The following is a 22,272-nucleotide window of genomic DNA, read 5'->3' as shown; positions in this document are numbered from 1 at the left end:
AAAAATATGTTGCGAGCGTCATTTAATATTAATATTCTATTAATATAACTTTAATTTTATCCTATTAAAATTTTTTTTAACATATGGATAAAGGAGGAAAATATGCCTTATTCAAAAGTTTCGGAACTACCTAAGAATATTACAGATAATCTTCCTAAACATGCGCAGGAAATTTACAAAGAAAGTTTTAATCATGCGTGGGAAGAATATGAAGACGCTGACAAAAGAAGAACTGATGAAAGTAGGGAACAAATAGCTCATAAAGTTGCCTGGAGTGCCGTTAAGAAGAAGTATGAAAAAGTTAATGATAAATGGGAGGAAAAATAATGTTTGATATGTATGTAGTAAGTGAAATACATTTATTATATATATTTTTTGTATCTATAATGCTTGTATTTCCGTGGTAATGTGAGTAACTACTTATAAGCAATAATTCATTTATGCCTATAAGTAGTTATTTATATCAAACAGAATAGTAACCTTCTAGAGAACTGGTTGTAATTTCAAAAACCGGAACTTCATTTAATTCATCTATGTTTAGGCAACCTTCAATTTTTAAGGAAAGTAATCCTTTATATTCTCTTATTGAATTGTCTAATTTGTTATTTACAAATTCTTCTATTTTATTATGACTTAAAGAGTTTTTACCTATACCTTGTCCAGAAATAAAAGGTTTATCTTCCTTCCACCATAAATTAATATCCCTAATAAATTGATCAATATTTTTTTGAAATATAAAATCTTTAAAAATTGAATATTCAGGAATCGAAACCATATCGTCTGCTATTTTATCATGTAATTTGTTAACTGCCATTTCTCTTGTTGGATAACTAATACTAATTAATTCTCCAAAATTTGGATCAAAATATTGGTAGTTAAAGCCATTTTCGGTTTTGTTGATTTTATATGCACAAACATGAGACGCTTCTAAAGCATTATGAAGTAAATCATCTTTTAAAGTTGAACTATAGCTTGAAATTAAAGTAATAATTCCATTGTCAGGGGTTTCCAATTGCTTTAATAAAAAATTATGTGACGCCTTGGAACTATATTTATTATTAAAAAGATTGTTATACATTTCTTGATAATAATTAATTCTATTATAGAAATTATCCGAATTAATTTGGTCACAAATAACTTTTATACCATCAACATGTTTTTCTACGGTATAGGCTTTTTTATAATATTTATCTTCAAAATAATTTTTAGCAGGGTTAGCTTTATTAAATTTAAGCCAATCTACGCTTAAACCAGCACATGTACCTTCTTTATTCATATAACCGTTGCAAATTAAATCACCTTGGTTAAAGCTATATTTTTTAGAAATATCTGAATCCATAATATTTATTAACTATAATTATGTATATTAAGAAGCATAATAATCCTGAAAATGCTCATGCGTACTTTCTGTAAGTGATTCTTGGGGTAAAGCACTTTCAATTTCTAATGTTGGTAGATTTTTTCTTAGCGCAGAAACGGTATCATATTCACTTTTTACAAACTCTTGTATTTCTTTAAATTTAATAGAATTTTTTCCAATTCCCTTTCCAGTAATAACAGCTTTATCTTGCTTCCAGCAAGTTTGAATATCATCAACTAATTTTTCACAATTTTTTGGAAATATAAAATCTTTATATGTAGAAGAATATTTTGAGGCCATATCTGCTTTAATTTTAAAATGTAACCCTTCAAAAGCTTGTTCTTTCGTAGCAAAATTTTTGCTTATAGATTCACCAAAATTTGGATCAAAATATTTATAAGTAAAACCCTTGCTATTTTGTGTAATTTTATATGCACATGCATGACCGCAAATAGGTGACTTTCCAATATCCTTTATCACATTACTAGCTTTAGCTGATGATAGTAAAATTATTCCGCTATCAGGCGTTTCACCTGCTGTTGATATAAACTTCCACTTACTTTTCAGCTCATATTGATTATCATAAAATTTATATTGAGAGGCCTGATAATAATTTATTCTGTTATAAAAATTCTCTGAATGCACCTCATCAAATTTAGTTCCTGTGATTACTTTAAATATATCCTTAAAGAAACCTTCGGAAGTTTTTTTATAATATTTATCCTTTAAATAATTTTTTTCTGGGTATTGTTTATTATACCTTAACCAGTCTACAGATAAACCAAAGCAATTACCTTTAGGATTCATAAATCCATTATAGGTCAACTTATATTGACTAAATTCATAATGCTTTGCTATCTCAAAATTCATATAGCCTTTCCTTAATTATAATAGTCAAGCGCATGATCTATAGCTTCAGAAACATGAACTTCATTTGGTTGAACTTGGTCCAAACAACTTCCTATTTTTAGGAAAAAAACATTTTTATAGTCACTAATTAAATTGGTTAATTTACCCTCAACAAATTCTTTTATTTCTTTGTGAGTTAAAGAATTTTTACCTGTACCTTTTGAAGAAATAGAAGGTTTATCCTTTTTCCACCAGGAGTGCATATCATTAATAAATTGGTCAGAATTTTTTGAAAATATAAAATCTTTATATATTGAAAAATAATTAGAAGACATATCAGTAGAAATTTTATAATGTAAATTAGTAATTGCCATTTCCCTTGTTGGATAGTTAATGCTAACTGATTCTCCAAAATTTGGGTCAAAATATTTATAATTAAAACCTTGTCCGGTTTTATTAATTTTGTATGCGCAAGCATGAGCTTTCACTTTGCTTTTAAATAAATCATCTCTATAAGTAAAACAATAGCTTGAACTTAATAAAATAATTCCACTGTCTGCAATAGCTTCTTTATTAAAAAGAAAATTATATGATGCTTTTAAACCATATTTGTTGTTATAAAAGTTTTGCTGCATTTCACTATAATAATTAATTCTATTATAAAAATTATTAGAATTAAACTCGTCAAAAGAAACTTTTATTCCATTTACCTGTTTTTCAACTGTAAATGCTTTTTTATAATATTTATCTTGAAGATAATTTTTATTTTGGTATTTGTTATTAAATCTTAGCCAATCAACACTTAATCCAAAGCAAGATCCTTCTTTATCCATATAACCATTTTTAACTAAATTACTTTGTTTAAACGTGTAATGTTGTGCTATATCCATAAAACATCTCTAAATATTAATTATTTAGAAGAATTCTAATACAAAATTAACTAAAAGTCAATAAATAATTAACCTTTTATTAACAATTGATATTTAAGGAAATTTATTGAATATAGTCGAAATCTATATTTTCAGGATTATTAACATGCTCGACATCATATAATGTGGAAACATTTATATTATATTTTTCAAGTATAAATCCCTCAATCTCTTTTGAATTTAACGAATTTTCACCGATTCCTTTATTAGTTATTCCAGGTTTATTTAATTTCCATAAATACTTAGCATCTTTAATAAATGATTCAGGGTTGTTTACAACAAAACATCCTTTAGCCTTAAAACCTAGACATTTATCCATTTGCTTAGCTACAAAACTTTGAAGCTCAGATTTTGCCTCTTCTTTAGTTTTAAAAATTTTTCCTTCATATTCCCCTGCATTAGGATCAAAATATATATATTTAAATCCATCTTCAGTATTAGCTATTCTATAAGCTGTCATATGACCAATTGAAGTGTTAGGCTTAAAAATTAATTTTGAATCATTCCAAAATAGTATATTTGAAGCATCGGGTATTTCTTTGTTATTAAGAAATGGAAAGTTTGACTTTACCTCATATTTTTCATCTAGTAGCTTGTATTTTAAAGCTTGATAAAAATTTATTCTATTATAGAAATTATCTGAATTAATCTTATGATAAAAGCATAAACCCTCTGGGAATTTAAATTTCACTTTAATTTCAGATTTAATATTATATTTATCAGTTAAGTAATTTTTTTGAGGGTTATTAGAGGTATAATTTAACCAGTCGATTGATAACCCATAACATGATCCGGTTAGTGGCATTTTAGAATTACCAGCTAAAGCTTGTGGAAAAAATGCTTTGGTTCCTGAAAGTAAATAAACAATATAATCGCCGCAATGCATATAATAAACCTTAATAAATGATTAAGACTATTTATATATTAATCATTTATTTTGCAAAGGGTTTTTAAATAATATTTATGAAAAATAATCACCGTTTATTTCATTAGCAATGTTACTAATATCATTACCATAATAAGTGTGTGGAGAATATTCATTCTTAATAAAACTTTTGATATCGTTATAATGCAGAGAATTCTCACCTATTCCTTTAGAAGCTATGTATAACTTATCTTTTTTCCAAAGAGCATTTATTTTAGATACTAAGTTCGTAGAATTAACTACATAAAGTGTTTTGTTATAATCATTATCATATTTATAGATATTATGATCTTTTATATGCTGTTTTAGCGCAGTTACTACTTCTTCTTTATTTCTATAATTACCACCTTTTATTTCGCCAAAATTGGGATCAAAAAATAAAAAACTATAAGTTTGATTTGGTGCATTAGTAATTTTATATGAACAGGCATGGCCATATTCATATTTCCCATTCATTATTCTTTCATAGTAAATATAGGCAATATCAGGTAATTCATTATTATTTGCACTATAAAAATCTTTAGTAAAATTATTAAATAAAGGATCTAACGAATCGTTATATTGTGAAGCTTGATAATAATTTATTCGATTATAATAATTTTCTGAAAATAATTTATGGCTATATTTATAAGATTTAGAGACCGGTACATTAGTAGAAGGGTCATCGATTGTATATTTTGCATAATATTTATCTATAAAATAATTATCATTAGGGTTTGAAAAACTATATTTTATCCAATCAGTTGTTAAGCCAAAACACACACCTCGTACATTCATTTTACCATTTATGCATAAATGCCCTTGTGCATAAATAATATCATCTGGAATAAACTTAAACCATGGTAAATCTCTTAAACTCATCTTTAAGCTCCATCCAAAATTAAATAAATATTTCAATATTAATTTAATTGTAAAATAGAGAAAATTCCTTGTCAAAATAATTAGTTAATAAATTAAGTTTTTATTAACTTGCTTTTGATTTTTACTTTAAAGTGACAGTAGATTTTAAAAGTTGCTAACAAGAAATAATATAAAAGTATTAATAGCTTTAAGGCTTTTACATGATTTTTAACAGAAAAAACCTTGCTTTTCCTAAGATAATCTATAAAATGCTGATACTTTGAGATAATATAATAAACACATTTATGAGGCTGTATGACAATTGTAGATTTTGTCCTTACTAATCTGCTTAACCCAGGAATAATGTGCTTTATTTTAGGTATAATTGCCGCAATCACCCATAGCAATTTACAAATTGAAAACAAAATTTTTGATACTATTGCTATTTACCTTCTTCTGGCGATTGGTATTAAAGGTGGGATGAAAATTTCGCATACAAATGCCTATGATTTATTATTGCCGGTAATTGCAACCATAAGCATTGCTTTTGCAACAACATTAATTGCTTATTCCTTTTTACGGTTTATTGGTAAAATTGACTTTATAAATGCTGCTTCCATTGCTGCACATCATGGATCAGTTTCAGTCGTAACTTTTATGGCGGCCACTTCATATTTGGCAACTTTTAACGAAGATTATGAACCATTTATGACAGCCCTTGTGGCAATTTTAGAAATACCATCAATTATAATTGCGCTTACAATTGTGCATTTAAGACATAGAACTGGTTTTAAACGTATTCCAAGTATTATCATTCGCACATTATTTACAAAAAGCATTCTTTTACTTGTTGGTGGCCTTGTAATTGGAATGATTGTAAGAGAAGCTCATTCGTATGATTTAAAAGTCTTTTTTGAGTTACCATTTAAAGGCGTTTTATGTTTATTCCTACTTCAAATGGGAATAAATACTGCGAAAAACTGGGGTGAATTAAAAAATGTTGGTATATTTTTAGTGTTATTTAACCTTCTAATTCCAATTCCATTTGCTCTAATTGGAATTATGTTTGGTAAATTTGCCGGTCTTTCATTAGGTGGCGCTACATTACTTGGTGTTATGGCTGCAAGCTCATCCTATATTGCAGTTCCTGCAGCAATGAAAGCCTCACTTCCTGAAGCTAACCCATCACTACCTTTAATTTCAACCCTTGGAATTAACGTACCATTTAATATTGTAATAGGAATAACCCTTTACTACTATTTAGCAGAAAAGCTTTATAAAATGTTTTGATAATATAGTAATTCTGAATTAAGTATAATTACTATGAGTAAGGATTAACATATTTGCATTGCGTTATTATTTTCTTTAGACATTTTAGAGAGATAAGCTTTCACTTTTCTTTCAATAATGTTATCCATTTTAATTACTAAATTAGGTCTAGTATTTTTTAATTCACTAAAGGTTTTAGCCAATGCTTCAATATCTAATTTTATACAATAAAATATCCAAATTCGTTGTAAATTAGGTAATTCTTTTATAAAATCAATATTAGTTATAAAAGTATATGATACATTTAATTCTTCTAACAATTTATTATTTTTAAGCTTTTCAATTTCATTTTGCGTAAGTTTTTGACAATACATTGCGCTAAAAACTTTTAAGTTCGGCAAATGCTTGAGAAAGGTTAGATTCTGACAATACGATGGTATATTTAACTCCTTTAGCAATTGATTATTTATAAAGGCATCTTCTGAAATTTGTTTTAAATTTGTTAAATTAGTAATTGTAAGCCTTTTTAAATTTTTCAAACTACCTATAAAACTAATATCTGACAAATTTGTATAACTTAAATCTAATTCTTCTAGCAATTCATATTTTTCAAGTTTTTCAAGTTCACTTTGAGTCAAATTTTGACAGTTACTTAATCTAACCGCTTTTAATTTAGGTAAGTTTTTAATAAAATCTAAATTAGTTATATCTATATAAGATAAGTCTAAACTTTCTAAGGATGTGTTATTTAATTTTTCTATTTCTTGTTGAGTCAAAGCATTAAAACTTAAATATAAACTTTTGAGTTTATTAAGTTTACTCACAAAATTTAAATTAATTGCTTTGTTATAATTTAACTCTAAATAAACTATATTTTCAAAATTTTCTATAAATTTTAAATTATCGAAAGAAATGCCAAGCAAAGTAAGGTTTGTAACTTTATTATTTAACTCATATTTTCCCATTTCTCTTACAAATTTTAAAAATTTCTCTTCATTAAAAATAATATTTGTACATAATAATAATTCTTTGACGATTATATTAAATTTCCTTGATAAAGTGCTAAGATTGAGTAATTCCTTACGGTCGCCTAATTTATTAAAAATGCTAAATAAAATATCATTTGGAGAATCATTGATTGGCCCTTCTTTAGCCTCGATTTCCATAGGCTCAATTTCCATTGAGTTTCTAAAACTCTTTTCCTGACTTTGCATATAATTTTACTTAAAGGTTAATGTTTAGTTAGTAGACAGTTTAATTAATAAATAAGTAGAGTCAATTATATTAATTGATTTAATTTTTATTACTTTAACAAACCACTTGAGCGGCAATTTAAATTATCCTACAATTTTTGATTGAATTAATTTGAAAATTTTTAGCTATGCGCAATTTATATGGTCTATTTAAAGAAGCTTTAGAATCTACTTCAAAACCTATTGTTATTACAGAAAATAAGAAATATAGCTTTCAAGAAATTGATACAATAACAGGTCAAATTGCTACTATTCTTTTAAACCTTGGTATGAAACCAGAAGATAGGCTAGCTGTTCAAATTAAAAAATCAGAATATAATTTATTTCTTTACCTTGCATGTTTAAGAAGTGGATTCATTTACCTTCCACTTAATTCTACTTACACCAATGATGAACTCGATTATTTTTTTAATGACGCTAAGCCAAAAGTTATTATATGCGATCCCAAAAAAGAAAAGGAAATTTCAAATATTAAAAGCGCTAGTAACCTACATGTAAAAACATTAGATAATTTAGGCAATGGTACGCTTCTAAGTGAGCTTCATAAAATTAATGGAAGCGATATTATATATAATTCTAAACCAAATGATATTGCTGTAATACTCTATACTTCAGGCACAACAGGTAAACCAAAGGGCGCAATGTTAACGCATCAAGGCTTATATATTAATGCGCTTGATTTGAATAAAACCTGGGGAATAAGTACTAATGACACTATTCTTCATATGTTACCCTTATTTCATGTGCATGGTTTGTTTTTTGCAACTCATACTGCATTATTAAGCGGTGCAAGTCTTTTATTATTACCAAAATTTGATAACGAATTATTTTTTAAATATCTCTCATATTCTACTATTTTTATGGGCGTTCCAACCTATTACATTAGGTTATTAAAAGATCTAAGGTTAAATATTGAAAATACAAAACATATACGTTTGTTTATTTCAGGCTCCGCTCCCCTTTTACCCTCAACCTTCAATGAGTTTAATAGTAAAACTAATCATAAGATTTTAGAACGTTATGGCATGACTGAAACAGGAATAAATACAAGTAACCCATTAAATGGTGAAAGAAAAATTGGTTCAGTTGGTTTACCTCTTCCAAATGTAAATATTAGAATTGTGGATGAAGATAATAAGCCAGTCTCAATAAATGAAATTGGCAGCATACAAGTTAAAGGCCCTAATTTATTTTTAGGCTATTGGCAAAACCCAATAAAAACTAAAGAGGACATGACTAATGACGGTTTCTTTAACACAGGCGATTTAGGTTCAGTTGATGAAGATGGATATCTTAGCATTTCAGGTCGTTCAAAAGATATGATTATTTCTGGGGGCTTAAATATTTATCCAATTGAAATTGAAACTTCAATTAATGCAATAGAAGGCGTTATCGAATCTGCGATTATAGGAATACCACATGAAGATTTTGGAGAAGCTGTAATTGCTGTTCTAGAAGGTGATAAAAGCAAGTTAACTGAAGAATTGATAGTTCTTGAAGTTAAAAAGCATCACGCCCCATTTAAAGCTCCAAAAAAAGTTATTTTCATCGACCAATTACCAAAAAATACAATGGGGAAAGTTCAGAAAAATATTTTAAGGGACTTATATAAGGATATATTTTCAACAAACAATTCTGCTTTATCCAAAGTTTAAATAGCCTTAATTTATATAGTTTATAAGAAAGAAATCAGTTTATTTACTTTTTTCTTTCGATTTCTAAACTCTCTTCGGTCCTAAAAACTTTTTGTAACACTGTTTCAATATTATTTCGTTTGCTCACTTCTTCCTTTTCTTTTAGTAGCACTGTTGATGGCGGGCTTACTTTTATTACGCCTTTTTTCGACTTTCCATCTATTTCTTCACGCTTACTTTTAGCTTCTTCCTTGCTTTTAAGTTTAAGTGAAGGTGGCGGACTTTCAGTACTTACTTTACGCTTTATCTCAATTTTTTCTTCTGAGCCTGATAATCTTAGCTTAATAATATCCTCACCTGAATCTTGCCTCACAAACTTCACCTCTCCCCCCTTTTTATTTACATCTATAATTCTTTTCATTAGTGGAGATGTAGGTAGGCTTGATGTTGAATTTTTCCTAAACAAACTATTTATAAATCTTAATTCAGAAAACATATGATCTCTTATAAATTTCTCTTGAAATTTATAGAACATATGGCTTGTTTGGATTATTTCCTCTTTCATTAACGCGTCAACCTGATCCCATAAACGGTTAACAAATTTTGTTATTTCTAAATAAATTTCTCCTGACGTACGTTTACCGTTTTTTGATAATCTGCCTCTATCCTTATTGCTGCATATAGTTTCAATACATTTAAAAAGCTCTTTAGAGGTAAAGAAATTATATAAAATTTTTTGTACATTAAAGGTTGGAATTTTAACTACATTACTCCATGTTTTAGCTAATATTTTAATTCCTTCAGTAGTAGTTAAATTCTCAGCAAATATCTGATTAAATTGCTTACTTAAATCTTTATATATATTCCCATCAAGTGCTATTTCTTTTAAAATGTCAGGCAACCATTCGTTTTTATTAAAAACCTCTTCAAAAGAAGGGTTAAAAAAATCAAAGAAATTCTTAGCTAATGTTCTTTTAACTTTATTTCGCTTATATTCTTCTTGTTCAATACTGTTTTCTGGTGAGGTAGGTATATTTAAAAACTCTAAATCTTCTTTAGAAGGTTTAAATAAATTATCTACACTATCTTCATCATGTGAAGCATTTAAAGATCTTTTCAATTTAGGACTAACAAGATTTTCTAATATATCTTTTTTAGATTTAGTTCTCTCTAACATTGAAAAATGATAATTTTCACCTTGAGCTTGAAGGTCAATATTTTCCTTATCTTCCGCTTGTTTTTCTAATAAAATATTTTGAAATCTACCTGGTAGTTCGAGAAGTTTAAAATCATGTTCTATAAATTTTAAAACGCTTGCATCTTTATATTCAATTATTTCATAGAATGTAGTAATTTCTAACTTATCCCATAAAATGCGCAGTAACATATATCTAAAATCAAAATCTTTATATTCGACTTTAAACATAATATTGTATATCAAAATGTCTCTAATTACTTCTTGATCTTTATTTATAAGCTTTAATAAAGGAATAAACTCAATAAATCTTGCAAAAAGGATAGTTTCATTTAAAGGGGTTTCACGTTCCTTATTATTTTCACTTATTCCTTGATTAAAAGAATAAATTTGTGCCTTATATAAAAACATTATAAAAACATTTGATAAATGGTTATCAAAAAATGATACATAATGCTCAAATTCCGCTCCATTTGAATTGAATAATATATTTATATTATTTTCTAATGCATCTTTGGTTAGTGATGCTGAAGTTAACTTTGACAAATATCTTTTTTTAATAAAATCTAAATTAAACTTTTCATGAGTTTCTTGACTAATTTTACCGCTTTTAGGATTAAAATCGCTAAGAAAATATATAAAAATTGCTTTCCAAAACTCTTCTTTAAATTTTTCGTCTACAATTAAATTACTCTTCTTATTTTTAATTTTACTTTCAATACTTTCGATTTCATCCTTTGAGGATTCACTTTTCCTTCTCATATATTTTCCAGAAGTAAGATTAGATTATTAAACTTATCAGCAAATTTATATTTATTAATATTAACAAAATTTTTAATAATTAAAACTAAAATACTGTTTTATATAGAAAATAATTACTTCATACATACGGGTACGGGATCGGTGTTTTGAGAAGATGCTAAAATATTTCTAAATTCTTCTTCTGCAATCTCTCTATTACTTAATTCATTTTTGTCCGTAATTTCAAAAGTTTTTAAAAAAGGGCAATCAGAAGATATATATACTTTACTGATAAAATTAATGAATCTTATGTTATTCCTTATTTTTACTTTTGTAATATTTTTTAAATGCTTTCCTATATTAAAAATAGCAGTAAATATTTTTTCATACAAACTATGTAAATCAAATGATTCCTTGTATTTTTTGTCTACAGTTTCACTATTTTTAAATTCGTTTTTGAAGGTATAAAAATATGTTAAGACTATAAATAATTCATCAGAAGTAAATAATTCCTCTAGCGCGTCTTGTTTCAACTTATTTTTTTCTTTCAAATCTATTCTCGTATCTAATTGAACTTTTTCAACATTAAATTCCCAAATTGTGATTAAATAATTAAAACTAGTTAATGCTTTCTCACAAACTTTATTTAAATCCTCCTCAATTTGATTTTCTGTTAATTTCTCAGTTGTATGAATTAGGGCAGCTATGAAATACTTACTATCATAATCAAGTTGTTGATATTCTTCTTGTGAAAATTTATATTTATAAAATTTTTTAATTAGTTTTTTTATAGGAATATCTAACTCATTCCATAAGCTATATATAAACTTACTCCCTCTAAAATAAATATTTGTCATTTTAACCTGTTTATATATGGCATGGTTTATTAAGTAAGTTTTGTATTCTTTTCTGTCTTTAGTAAAAAGCTTACTTACTTCATAACATTCAAACTTATTTTGATGCAGATGTTTTATAGCTTCTAAAAACTCAGGAGACATAAACAAGTCTTTTAGCACCTCTTGTTTATTAATATTTAAGTTTTTTAAAGCATAAATCCATATTTCCTTTAGCTTATACATTCCCCATTCATGCATTAAATAATTATTAAACATACTTTTAAAAGCTTTCAAAAAAGCATTTCTTTGTAATTCTAAAGGAATATTTTTCCTCAAAAACGTTTCTAGAAAACTTCCGCGAATATTTAATGATACATAAGATGAAATAAATTCGTAATATCTGTCGCCTAAAAAATTCATTAAATTAGCGTTGTTTTTCTTTTGGCAAATAAAAGGAAATACAAGTTGTTTAATTATCGCTTCATCAGAAAAATAAATTCCTTTCATATAAATTTCATTATTTTTAATGAAAGCATGAAAAAATATTTTTTTAAAAATCTCACCTTCTTCATGCATAATTATTGCATATTTCGTATCATCGTTAGCTAAATTCCAGAAAAACATAGCTACTATAAATCTATCGTGTGGATTATCAAATTGAGGTTTTATTAGAAAGTTATAAAGAAAAACATCTTTTATAATCTCTTGATCTTTACCAATTATCTTTAATAATTCGAGTATTTTTATAAAATTTGATAAAGGAACTTGGGTTAGTAAATGCGTAAATAAGTTAGATCCAGGATTTTCATATAATGGACAATAATTACTAATATTATATTTGAAACTGTAATTACTAAACAATACTTTGACATAGGATGGTAAGTTTTTAAGTGGCTTCACATTACAAATTACATAACTTAAATTTACTTCATCTTCATAATCACCAACTAGATATCTTAAAATATCTCCCCAAAACTTTTTTTTAAATTTTTCATCGATACTGTTAGCTTTTCTTTTCATATAACCTCTAAAAACCATATAAATGGCAGTATCATTAAATCAAATAGCGGTAATAATTTTGTTATTTTTATCGACTAAGTTATTGATATTTATGAATATTTATTTTTTAACAATATGCCTGACATTGCAATAGTAAATTTATTGACAAATAGTTAACAATGTATTAATATGCGGGTAATTTTAATGAGATTATAAATGAAAATAGTTGGTTTTATATTTGATAGATTAGTTAAATATTATGATTTAGAAGGGCAATTAAATTCATATACCATTCCTTACAATGAAATTTCTATTATAAATTTACCTTTAACCATTAACTCTAATTGGTATAGTTTCATAAAAGAAGAAGGTTATTTAGTAGAAGAAGTTGATGAAAATGGAATTATTCCAATTATTAAGTTTAATAATTTAAGTTGGCTACTTACCTCATATTCACTTTCTTCTCTCGATGAAAACAAAATCCCTTTGCTTAATTTTTTGATTGACCATGATAAAGATTTTTTTACTAAACTACTTACAGAAAAATTTTATGTTAATAACAAAGAAATATCTTTAATTGAACACTGCTTAAACAAGCTTAAAACGAAACAGGATTTTATAATTATAAGAGACGATTTATTATCTGGTTTCCTTGCACTTGAAAACTTTGAAGAGATTGAATCTTATTTAGAAATTATCACAAAAATTATAGATAATTTCGGTTACGTGAACTTTATTGAATTTATGCAACGAGCTACTTGCATTCATAACATTAGTGAATTTGAATTCAGAAAATTAGAATTTATAACCCAAATCACAAATTACGTTATTAAAAAATATGAACATACACTTGAAGAAAATTTTAACTCTGAAAACCCTCCCATTAAAGCTCAGTATTTATTTCGTTATAAAGGCATGCAAAGAAAATTAATTGCAGATTATATTATTAAAATAATGAATGACGACCAATTAGATGATGAAGAAAAGCTTCAAATATTAAAGAGACTTAACCCTCTTGATCCTTTAAATACTTATTTAATTGATAGAAGGAATACATCAGTCAGTGATGGACTTGATAAGTTAAGAGATTTAGAATATTTGATAAACTACTACCATATATTTAAACCTGTTTCACAGAACGGAATCAAAACAAAACCTGTTATCTTAGCATCAAATTATAGCCTTAATTTTAAAATATTATTACTTGCAGCATCTTTACAAGAAAATATTTCACATAGACAATATAAATTAAATCAATTTGAGCGTTTTACTCAAAGCATGAGTTCAAATCCACAACATTCTTATATAAACCAAGAAGATAATGAACTTTTTTATAAATATAAAGAAGATGTAAATCGAGCGAATAGCATTACACCTTTAGAGACATGGAAAGAAATAATAAAACTTCAATTTTCAATTGATAGTCCTTTTACTCCACCTCAAGAAAAAGATAAATGCAGAAATAAAATTAGGAATTTAAAACCTAAACTTTTTAATTTCATTTATCAAAATGAATTGGTTGCTGAAAAATTTTGTAAGGTAAATTATATTTTAACATTTATTGCAACTTTTCCTATAGCTGCGCTTATGACTTTAATATTAAGTGTTGCAGTATTCCAATGTATTTCGTGGATATTATTTGCCTTAAATCCAGTTAATAATGTTCCACCAGTTTTTATGATTAGTAATAAATTTTTAGATACTTTATTATCAAAACCTAAGAGATATGTGTTAGGTGGAACTGTTACATCTGGATTAATCTCTCATTTAATTGCAAAGAGTGAGAATAATGATTTTAGGGAAGTAATTGAAAACAAGCGTAAGGCTGAAAAAGAAATTGAAGCAAATATTTCTAATTAATTCAATAACTTAAGTGTTCATAAATCATCTAAATATTATTTACATTTAACCACCTGTTAATTATAATGCAACCTTGCAATTAATTGAGAGTATAAAATGAAAAAGAATAAAATAGAATTTGAAGAATCTTATAGCCTTGATCATGACTCTCCACTATTTCCTTTAAAACTTAAAGATGTAACTATTGATTCTCACGAAATGCTTGAGAAATTTATTGCTTTTTATAGCAAACCTAACCCTCCTTTAGCATTACCAAAACATTTAAAAATAGAAGGTTTAGAATTTGAATTTGAAGTTCTCTCTAATTTAACAAACCTAAAATCTTTAAGTTTAGAAAGTTGTACAATTACTGATAACTGGCAGGGATTAACTAAGTTAGTTAACCTTAGGTCACTAAACCTAAGTAATTTAGAAGCAGATTTTGACCTTATAAATATTGCTAATTTAAAGTCTTTGATAGATTTAGAAATTGATTCAGTTGAGCTTGAAAACCCTGAAATATTAAATACACTTACAACTTTAAAACATTTAAAACTTAGCGATAGTAATATAGCAAATTTCAAATACATAAGAAAACTTACTCAATTAGAATCATTACACATTAACCGTGAGTTTGGTTTTAAACATTTAAACCTTTTAAATAGCTTTACTGAACTTAAAAAACTTATAATTTCTGTGAATGAAATTGACTTTGCTCAAACAATTTCTGATTTACATAATTTAGAATATTTGGATATTTCTGCTTGTGAAAAATTAATACATTCTTCAACACTTACAAATCTTGGAAATCTGAAAGAATTACGCCTTTCTCCTAATCTCTTATGTAAATTAAGTGAAGTAAGCGCTTTATCAAATATTAAAACACTTAGAATTGATAATTTTCTTATTTTGGAAGAAGAAGATTTAAAATATATCCAAAACCTGCCAAATCTTAAAAACATAGTTTTGATTACGGATAATATTGACATATCATCTATAAAAACTCTTCCAGCATTTAATAAAATATATGAAAACTTTTTAATTTTTGCTGGTAGATTAATGAATGAGCTTACAATTAAAATATTTTGCTCAAATGATCTCCAAGAACTAATGAATGATATCCGTAGAAAAGCAATTGCAGAACTTGAAAAAGAAAAACTTCAGCGCGAACAAAATAATTTAAACGAAGGCCCAGATCCTGCCTCTAAACGTAAGAGAGAAGAAGATAAAGACCCTGAATATAAAGAAAGTAAAAGAGCTAAAATAGGGTTTTAGTGTTATAAAGATATAGAAGTTTATTTCCTTATCTTTTATTTTTTAGAATTCTTTGCTTATCTCTATTCCATTCTCTTTCTTTAATAGTTTGGCGCTTATCATGCATTTGTTTTCCTTGAACTAAAGCAAGTTCTATTTTAAGAAAATTACGAGAATTAATATAAGCTGAAAGGGGCACTAAACTGTAGCCCTTAATTTTAATTTTCCCCATAAGCTTATTTACTTCTTTTCTATGAAGAAGAAGTTTTCTCATGCGAGTTGGCTCATGATTAAAACGATTTGCACCTTTATACTCAGCTATGTGAGAGTTTACCAGATATATTTCACCATGCTTTTCAAGTGCATAAGAATCATTAATGTTAATTTTGCCGGCGCGGGCGGATTTAATTTCACTTCCTAAAAGAGAAATACCAGCTTCCATTGTTTCAAGAATATGATATTCAAATCTTGCTTTTCTATTTTGAGCGAGCTGTCTGTTTATGGTTGAAGTTTTAGCCCCTTTAGTTTGCTTACCGCTTTTCCCTTTATTTGTTTTAGAAGTCATAAAAGCTCCTAAGTTCATATTCAACTTTACTTTTATGCTCTTCTGAAAGCGGGGTTAAAGGTAGCCTTAGATTATTCTTACAAAGACTAAGTAAACTCATTGCATATTTAGTTGGTATTGGATTTGTTTCAATAAACATTAATTGAGTCAACCTGTAAAGGTTATTATGGATTTTTTTAGCTTCATCAAAATTCCCTCTGTCACAAGCGTTATGCATTTGAACAACTAAATCTGGTAGAAAATTAGAAATAACCGACACTACACCCTGCGCACCAAGCGCTCTTGCAGGTAATGCCATCAAATCATCTCCACAAAGTACAGAAAGTCTATCACTTAAATCGCAAAGTTCTGTAAAACGAAGAATATTTGCAGTTGATTCTTTAATCGCAACAATATTTCTAAAATTAAGTAATGCAGTAATAGTTGAAATTTCCATATTAATAACTGATCTACCTGGAATGTTATAAACAATTATAGGTAAATGAGTGCTAATTGAAATTAATTTAAAATGCTCAATCAAACCTTGCTGCATAGGTTTATTATAATAAGGCGCCACTACCATTAACGCATCTGCACCACTTTTTTCAGCAAGTTTTGCTTGTTTAATTGTTTTCTCAGTAGAATTTGAGCCAACGCCTGCAATTACCGGTATATTTCCTTTAGTGTATCTTTTAACTGTTTGAATAATTTCGATAAACTCATCATCGGTTAAATTAGGCGCTTCCCCAGTTGTTCCTGAAACAACTATTCCACTAACCCCATTTTCAACCTGCCAATTGGCAAGGCGGGCAAGCGCTTTAACATCAAGCGTTAAATCATCTTCAAAAGGTGTTATAAGGGCAGTAAATACGCCTTTAAATGCATTCATCTTTAGGTAATTCCTATAAATATTTTGTGATTTGGTTAAAATTACCCTAATATCTTCAATAAATCAATGGGGTTTAGATAATTTTATTTAAATAAAGCTTTTTATTTTAATTAAGCAAAATACCTTAATTTTCAATAGTTTATAAATACCACTAAAATGTAATAATTATTGACAATTTATTAACTCTTTATTATAATTCCTTAAAATTTGTTATAATAGGGAGCTATTATGCTTAGTTCAGATATTAATGAAATTGCTAAAATTTTCTTTAAGGAATTATTAAGTAATGAAAAAGAATTTGATGCCGAATCCTTAATTGAAAACATAAATAAGCGCCCGGGAATTTTAAGTGTAAATTTTGATGCAGTATTTTCTGATGAAGAAAAAGCTTCATTAAAACATCCGTTTCTTGATGAAGGTCATTCTTTACTTCATTCATTAATTTTTCTTTCTATTAATCACCAATTTGAACAAACAAAACACATAAAAGCTGCTCAAAAAGTATTATATGAAATTGTACAAAATCTAAAAAAAGCCAATACTGAAAAACAAAGCAAGTTAATTCAAGATTATTTTAGTTCGTTCAATGCCTCAGGCCAAACCCCTTTAATGTATGCCAGAACAAATAATATTAAGTTTGAGATTAATGGAGCAGCTTTTGACTTCGTAAAAGAAATAGAAGATTTAGGAAACGCAATTTTAAGTCACGAATACGGGATGGTAACAGGGTTTAAAGAACACCTTGACAACTTAATTAGAAAAAATGAGGATATTGGCGTATACGATATTAGCTCACACTTAAAATTAAACCCAAAGGATCATAATTTTTATCAATTAGTTATTTTTTGCTCAAAACATAAAAACATAAATGAAGCAATAGAAAAGTTAATTAATGCAAAAGAACTTACCCTAGCTGAGCGTTCAGTTATTCGCACTTATTTCAAGAAAGATAATAAAGAATTACTTACAACAATATTTGCAGATTTGCTTAAGAATAACAAAATCCAGATTGAATCTAAACTCATAGGCACTAATTTACAAAAATATATTAAAACTGAAACTCCAGGCCAACTTTTGATATTACATTTAATTGATGATTACGACTTATATTCTAGAGTAAAAAAACTTTTATCAGATAAACCTTCTGCAAAAACTACTGTTTTAATTGAAAGCACCATTAAAAATTTGAACGAAGATATAAGAGTAGCTTGTAAAAGTTTGTATAATGGAACTTTATATGATGAGAATTCACTTCAGAATATATTAGAAAGAGGTGGAGACCCAAATCATGTATTTTTTATAATAAACCCAAGTAATATATCTTATAACAACTCACTATTTTTGGCAGCATCGCATAGAAAACATGAAATAGTTATTTCTCTTCTTCATTATGGTGCTGAAACTAACGCAATGTCTTTAGACAAAAATCCATTATATGGAGCAGTTAGTAAAGCTATTTCTATAAAAGATTTTAAAAATTATAAGGAAAAAAAAGAGGAATATGACGCTAAATTTGAAGAATATTTACAAATTTGTGAAACTTTATTAAAAAACGGTGCTAATCCTAACATTTCATCACGCCATGTTTCATCTCCCTTACTTAAGTTATTTGAAGTAAATAAAGAAGGTAAAATTGATTTTAACGAACACAAAGAAAAACTATTAAATTTATTATTGAAATACGGCGCCGATCCTATTAGCCAATATTATGATAACAAAAAACCCCTCACCTTAGCAATAAAGCACAAACTTAATATTTCTATAATTGAAAAATTGTTAAGTCACAGTCCAAATATACCTTCTTTAACTTTAGAAACTGCTATTAATTCAGCCAATATTGAAGCTATATTTTTATTATTAAATAAAGGAATTGTTCCTTCTCAAGTTCAGTTAGATTATATAATTGATATTGCAATTACTGAAAAAAGCGAAAAGCTTTTAGAAATACTTTTTACAAAATATAATGTAGATCCTAATAGAATTTTACATCAAAAAAATCAGTCACTTTTATATATAGCCTTAGAAAATGGCAATAAAGAAGCCGTTGAATTACTTTTAAAATATAAAGCTGATCCGAATTTTACTGAAACTGAAACCGATAAGCCAATTTTTGCATTATTTAAAGAAAAATATTTAAACTCTTGGGAATGTGAACTAAAATTTGATGTTAATAAAAAACAATTACTAAATTTATTATTAGAACATGGCGCTAAAACTAACGTTAATAATAATCGTAATGACACTCCACTTGCTATAGCAAGCATACATAACCTTGATATTGAAATTATTAAAGAGCTGCTAAATAAAGGAGCTAATCCTAACTCATTATGTGAAGCTGATTTACGCAAAACAATTTCCCATCCGGGTGGACAAGTTATTAAATTATTACTTGAAAATGGGTTAATTCCTAATAAAAATATTGCAGCAGAAATTACAAAACGTGCAATTAAATCTAATAATCAAGACCTTTTAAAGTTAATAGTCATAAAAAACAAAGTTAATGTAAACACTCAATTTAATGATGGTCTAACACCACTTTATACTGCAACAATTTATGAACGTATAGAAATGGTTAAATTCCTTTTAGAGAATAAAGCCAATCCCAATGTAATTTCTAAGGTATATACAAAATATAATAAATACGAAAATATACATATTTTTAAATTACTTAAAAAATATAATAATTCGAAAGACATAAGCCAACTTGAAGAGTGGTTAAACTTATTCTTAAGTTATGAAGTAATTTTAGATGATGAAGATGTAAAACTTATTAAAGATTTTTTCTATAAAGTAAAAGATGAAGAAAAATTAATAAACCTTTTACCTTTAATTTTATCACCTTCATTAAAAGAACATTCTTCTAATATATGTGACTCATTATTAATGCATGGGATTTATAATAATAATTACTTATTATGCGAATCGCTAATAACTTTTTTTAAAGAAAATAATTTACATTACAATGAGTTTTTTAACTTTCAAATTGCAATTATTACAGAAAATTTAACCTTAGAAGAATCAGAGATTAGATTAAAGATTTGCCATCTTTTTATAAAAAATATGACAAACCTTACTAATATTAATATAGAATCGTTTCTGCCCTTTATTGTTAAATATAACAAATTAGAAATACTTAATGATATTAACAAATATTATCAAGAATTTCTAATAAAAAACTGTAATAATAGCCTTATTTATTTAGCTATTAAAAATAACAATAAAGAGATGGTGGAAACCTTACTAAAATATGGCATCCCTATTCTTTCAAGGAATGAACAAGGCTTAACTCCTTATGAATACGCTGTAGAGCAAGGTTATGAGGAAATAGCCGAATTACTTTCACCAAATCCTAACAACCAGTTATTAAACGATAATTTAGCTATTTCACTTGAAAAATTTGGTAAAAATTATAGAGGATTATTACTAAAAGCTATTGAGAATAATAATTTTAACCAAGTGGAACCTATAATAAGCATAGTTGAACTTTATAAATTAAAACTTACTAGTGACTTTATCCTTTTTGACACAGCAATTAATAATATTAAAGATTCAATTAATAAGAGTACTGAAGAGCGTGCTACTAGCTTTAAAATTTTAAAAAGCTTATTTCAAGTTTTTGAATTTAATACATTTGATTATATAAAGATATACGCATTAGCCATACAATGTAACGAAAATACACTTTTACATTTTATTGCAGGAATCAATCCATCAAACTTACATTATGATTTATTTTATATAGCAATTGAATTTAATAATATTGAAGCGGTAAAATCCCTATTAACGATGAATGATATTAATATTAATTATGAAAGTCCTAAATATAATCAAACCATTTATGAATATGCTAAATCTCATAACGCTCCAGAAATATTAGCGCTCTTTGAACCTTTAATAGTAAAAAAGGAAGAAAAAATATTACCACCGCAATCTCCACATTATGTAACAACATTTGCTGAAGAAACTACAAAAATTTTAGCACGAGCTAGAGAGGATATACGTGAAACAGAAGAATTTTTAGAACAACGTAAGGCATCAATTAATACCCCTGGATCCAATAATACTAATCATATTACTACCTCTTCTGAAGACTCAGAAGTACAAAATGGCTTTAAGAAAACGGTTACTGTCTCAGCTAAAACAGAAGAAAATTCAGGTAATAATAATGTTATAGATCCTGCTAAAAATAATTCAACAGCAAATTCTATCGAACAAAATGATAAAGCTAATAATCCAAAGCCCTTCTCAAATCGCCTTAAAATAATCGCAACATCAATTGCTTTATTTGGTTTATTTTACTTCTGTGATCGTGTTTTATTTAAAACTAACATAACTCACAAAGCATTTAATACTTGTTTAAATAATATTAAAAACATACTCGGATTTAGAAAAGCCCAGGATAGTTTAAATCAAAGCCTACCATCATTACATAAGTAACAGACTTTATTACATAAAACTTATTGTCGTTTTAAGTTTTATGTAATAAACTTAATTTAAGGCTTAATCAAACTAGGAGGGGCAATGAACAAATTCCTAAAAACTAAGCTTATTTACTTCAAAATCAAATCTCAAAAAAGACTTATTCCTTTCTACCGAAATTCCAACTACCGAACATAAATTTAAAAATAAAATTACTATAAGTAATATAATATTTGAAAATATTAATGTGTGTTATTGATAGAAAAAAGTACGCATTTACTGCTTATTTCACTTTAAAAATACTATCATTTAATTATCTTAAAAATAAATTAATTTAAGCGCTATTCTTTTATTGCTTTTTAATACTTATGGTTGTATGATATGTAATAATTCATAGAAATTCTTCTATTTTAGGTAGTAATATTTTAATAAAAAATAGCTACTCAACAATACCTTCAAAAGCTGATTACACACTTATTATTAATATAAAAAAATAA

General features: G+C 26.7%; 16 protein-coding genes. 6 read left to right on the top strand and 10 right to left on the bottom strand.

The window, feature by feature from the left end; genetic code table 11:
• The first annotated feature begins 102 nt into the window (after positions 1-102).
• Positions 103-327 carry a ChaB family protein gene (locus J0H68_01650; protein MBN8827393.1) on the top strand — a complete coding sequence of 75 codons (225 nt, stop codon included), beginning with the start codon at positions 103-105 and terminating at the stop codon, positions 325-327.
• A gap of 136 nt (positions 328-463) precedes the next feature.
• On the opposite strand, the gene J0H68_01645 is transcribed toward J0H68_01650, so the two are convergent.
• The 5 genes from J0H68_01645 to J0H68_01625 all read right to left on the bottom strand — a co-directional run bounded on the left by J0H68_01645 (position 464) and on the right by J0H68_01625 (position 4,924).
• Complete coding sequence (locus J0H68_01645) at positions 464-1,339, bottom strand: hypothetical protein (protein ID MBN8827392.1); 876 nt, start codon at positions 1,337-1,339, stop codon at positions 464-466.
• Between the two features lie 27 nt (positions 1,340-1,366).
• A complete protein-coding gene (locus J0H68_01640; GenBank protein ID MBN8827391.1) occupies positions 1,367-2,230 on the bottom strand; it encodes a hypothetical protein in 864 nt (287 codons plus the stop codon).
• 11 nt (positions 2,231-2,241) lie between these two features.
• Positions 2,242-3,099 carry a hypothetical protein gene (locus J0H68_01635; protein ID MBN8827390.1) on the bottom strand — a complete coding sequence of 286 codons (858 nt, stop codon included), beginning with the start codon at positions 3,097-3,099 and terminating at the stop codon, positions 2,242-2,244.
• A 103-nt stretch (positions 3,100-3,202) separates the two neighbouring features.
• Positions 3,203-4,024, bottom strand: a complete 822-nt coding sequence (locus tag J0H68_01630; protein MBN8827389.1) for a hypothetical protein — start codon at positions 4,022-4,024, stop codon at positions 3,203-3,205.
• Positions 4,025-4,099: 75 nt separating this feature from the next.
• Positions 4,100-4,924, bottom strand: a complete 825-nt coding sequence (locus J0H68_01625; GenBank protein MBN8827388.1) for a hypothetical protein — start codon at positions 4,922-4,924, stop codon at positions 4,100-4,102.
• Positions 4,925-5,218: 294 nt separating this feature from the next.
• On the opposite strand from J0H68_01625, the gene J0H68_01620 reads away from it, so the two are divergent.
• Entirely contained in the window at positions 5,219-6,193 is a 975-nt protein-coding gene (locus tag J0H68_01620; GenBank protein MBN8827387.1) for a sodium-dependent bicarbonate transport family permease, read from the top strand.
• A 44-nt stretch (positions 6,194-6,237) separates the two neighbouring features.
• On the opposite strand, the gene J0H68_01615 is transcribed toward J0H68_01620, so the two are convergent.
• A complete protein-coding gene (locus tag J0H68_01615) occupies positions 6,238-7,386 on the bottom strand; it encodes a hypothetical protein (GenBank protein ID MBN8827386.1) in 1,149 nt (382 codons plus the stop codon).
• A 167-nt stretch (positions 7,387-7,553) separates the two neighbouring features.
• On the opposite strand from J0H68_01615, the gene J0H68_01610 reads away from it, so the two are divergent.
• Positions 7,554-9,080 carry an AMP-binding protein gene (locus J0H68_01610; protein MBN8827385.1) on the top strand — a complete coding sequence of 509 codons (1,527 nt, stop codon included), beginning with the start codon at positions 7,554-7,556 and terminating at the stop codon, positions 9,078-9,080.
• Positions 9,081-9,123: 43 nt separating this feature from the next.
• Here J0H68_01610 and J0H68_01605 read toward each other — a convergent pair whose 3' ends face one another.
• Positions 9,124-11,016, bottom strand: coding sequence for a hypothetical protein (locus J0H68_01605; protein MBN8827384.1), 1,893 nt, complete (start codon positions 11,014-11,016; stop codon positions 9,124-9,126).
• A 113-nt stretch (positions 11,017-11,129) separates the two neighbouring features.
• On the bottom strand, positions 11,130-12,851 hold the full coding sequence (locus tag J0H68_01600) for a hypothetical protein (GenBank protein MBN8827383.1): 1,722 nt from the start codon (positions 12,849-12,851) through the stop codon (positions 11,130-11,132).
• 195 nt (positions 12,852-13,046) lie between these two features.
• Here J0H68_01600 and J0H68_01595 point away from each other — a divergent pair, with 195 nt between their 5' ends.
• Both J0H68_01595 and J0H68_01590 read left to right on the top strand, forming a co-directional pair.
• A complete protein-coding gene (locus J0H68_01595; protein MBN8827382.1) occupies positions 13,047-14,690 on the top strand; it encodes a hypothetical protein in 1,644 nt (547 codons plus the stop codon).
• Positions 14,691-14,786: 96 nt separating this feature from the next.
• Positions 14,787-15,944, top strand: a complete 1,158-nt coding sequence (locus J0H68_01590) for a hypothetical protein (protein ID MBN8827381.1) — start codon at positions 14,787-14,789, stop codon at positions 15,942-15,944.
• 28 nt (positions 15,945-15,972) lie between these two features.
• On the opposite strand, the gene smpB is transcribed toward J0H68_01590, so the two are convergent.
• Both smpB and J0H68_01580 read right to left on the bottom strand, forming a co-directional pair.
• Positions 15,973-16,488, bottom strand: coding sequence for an SsrA-binding protein SmpB (smpB, locus tag J0H68_01585; protein ID MBN8827380.1), 516 nt, complete (start codon positions 16,486-16,488; stop codon positions 15,973-15,975).
• The gene (locus J0H68_01580) at positions 16,478-17,356 is read right to left on the bottom strand and encodes a 4-hydroxy-tetrahydrodipicolinate synthase (GenBank protein ID MBN8827379.1); all 879 of its coding nucleotides are present in this window, start codon (positions 17,354-17,356) and stop codon (positions 16,478-16,480) included. The genes smpB and J0H68_01580 overlap by 11 nt, the downstream gene beginning before the upstream one ends.
• Positions 17,357-17,584: 228 nt before the next feature.
• On the opposite strand from J0H68_01580, the gene J0H68_01575 reads away from it, so the two are divergent.
• Positions 17,585-21,793 (top strand): ankyrin repeat domain-containing protein, encoded by a 4,209-nt coding sequence (locus J0H68_01575; protein ID MBN8827378.1) that lies wholly within the window; start codon positions 17,585-17,587, stop codon positions 21,791-21,793.
• The last annotated feature ends 479 nt before the right edge of the window (positions 21,794-22,272 follow it).

The sequence above is a fragment of the Sphingobacteriia bacterium genome (genome assembly GCA_017304685.1).
In the GTDB taxonomy this organism is placed as follows: Bacteria; Pseudomonadota; Alphaproteobacteria; order Rickettsiales; family 33-17; genus JAFKLR01.
This window is presented reverse-complemented; position numbering and strand designations above follow the sequence as displayed.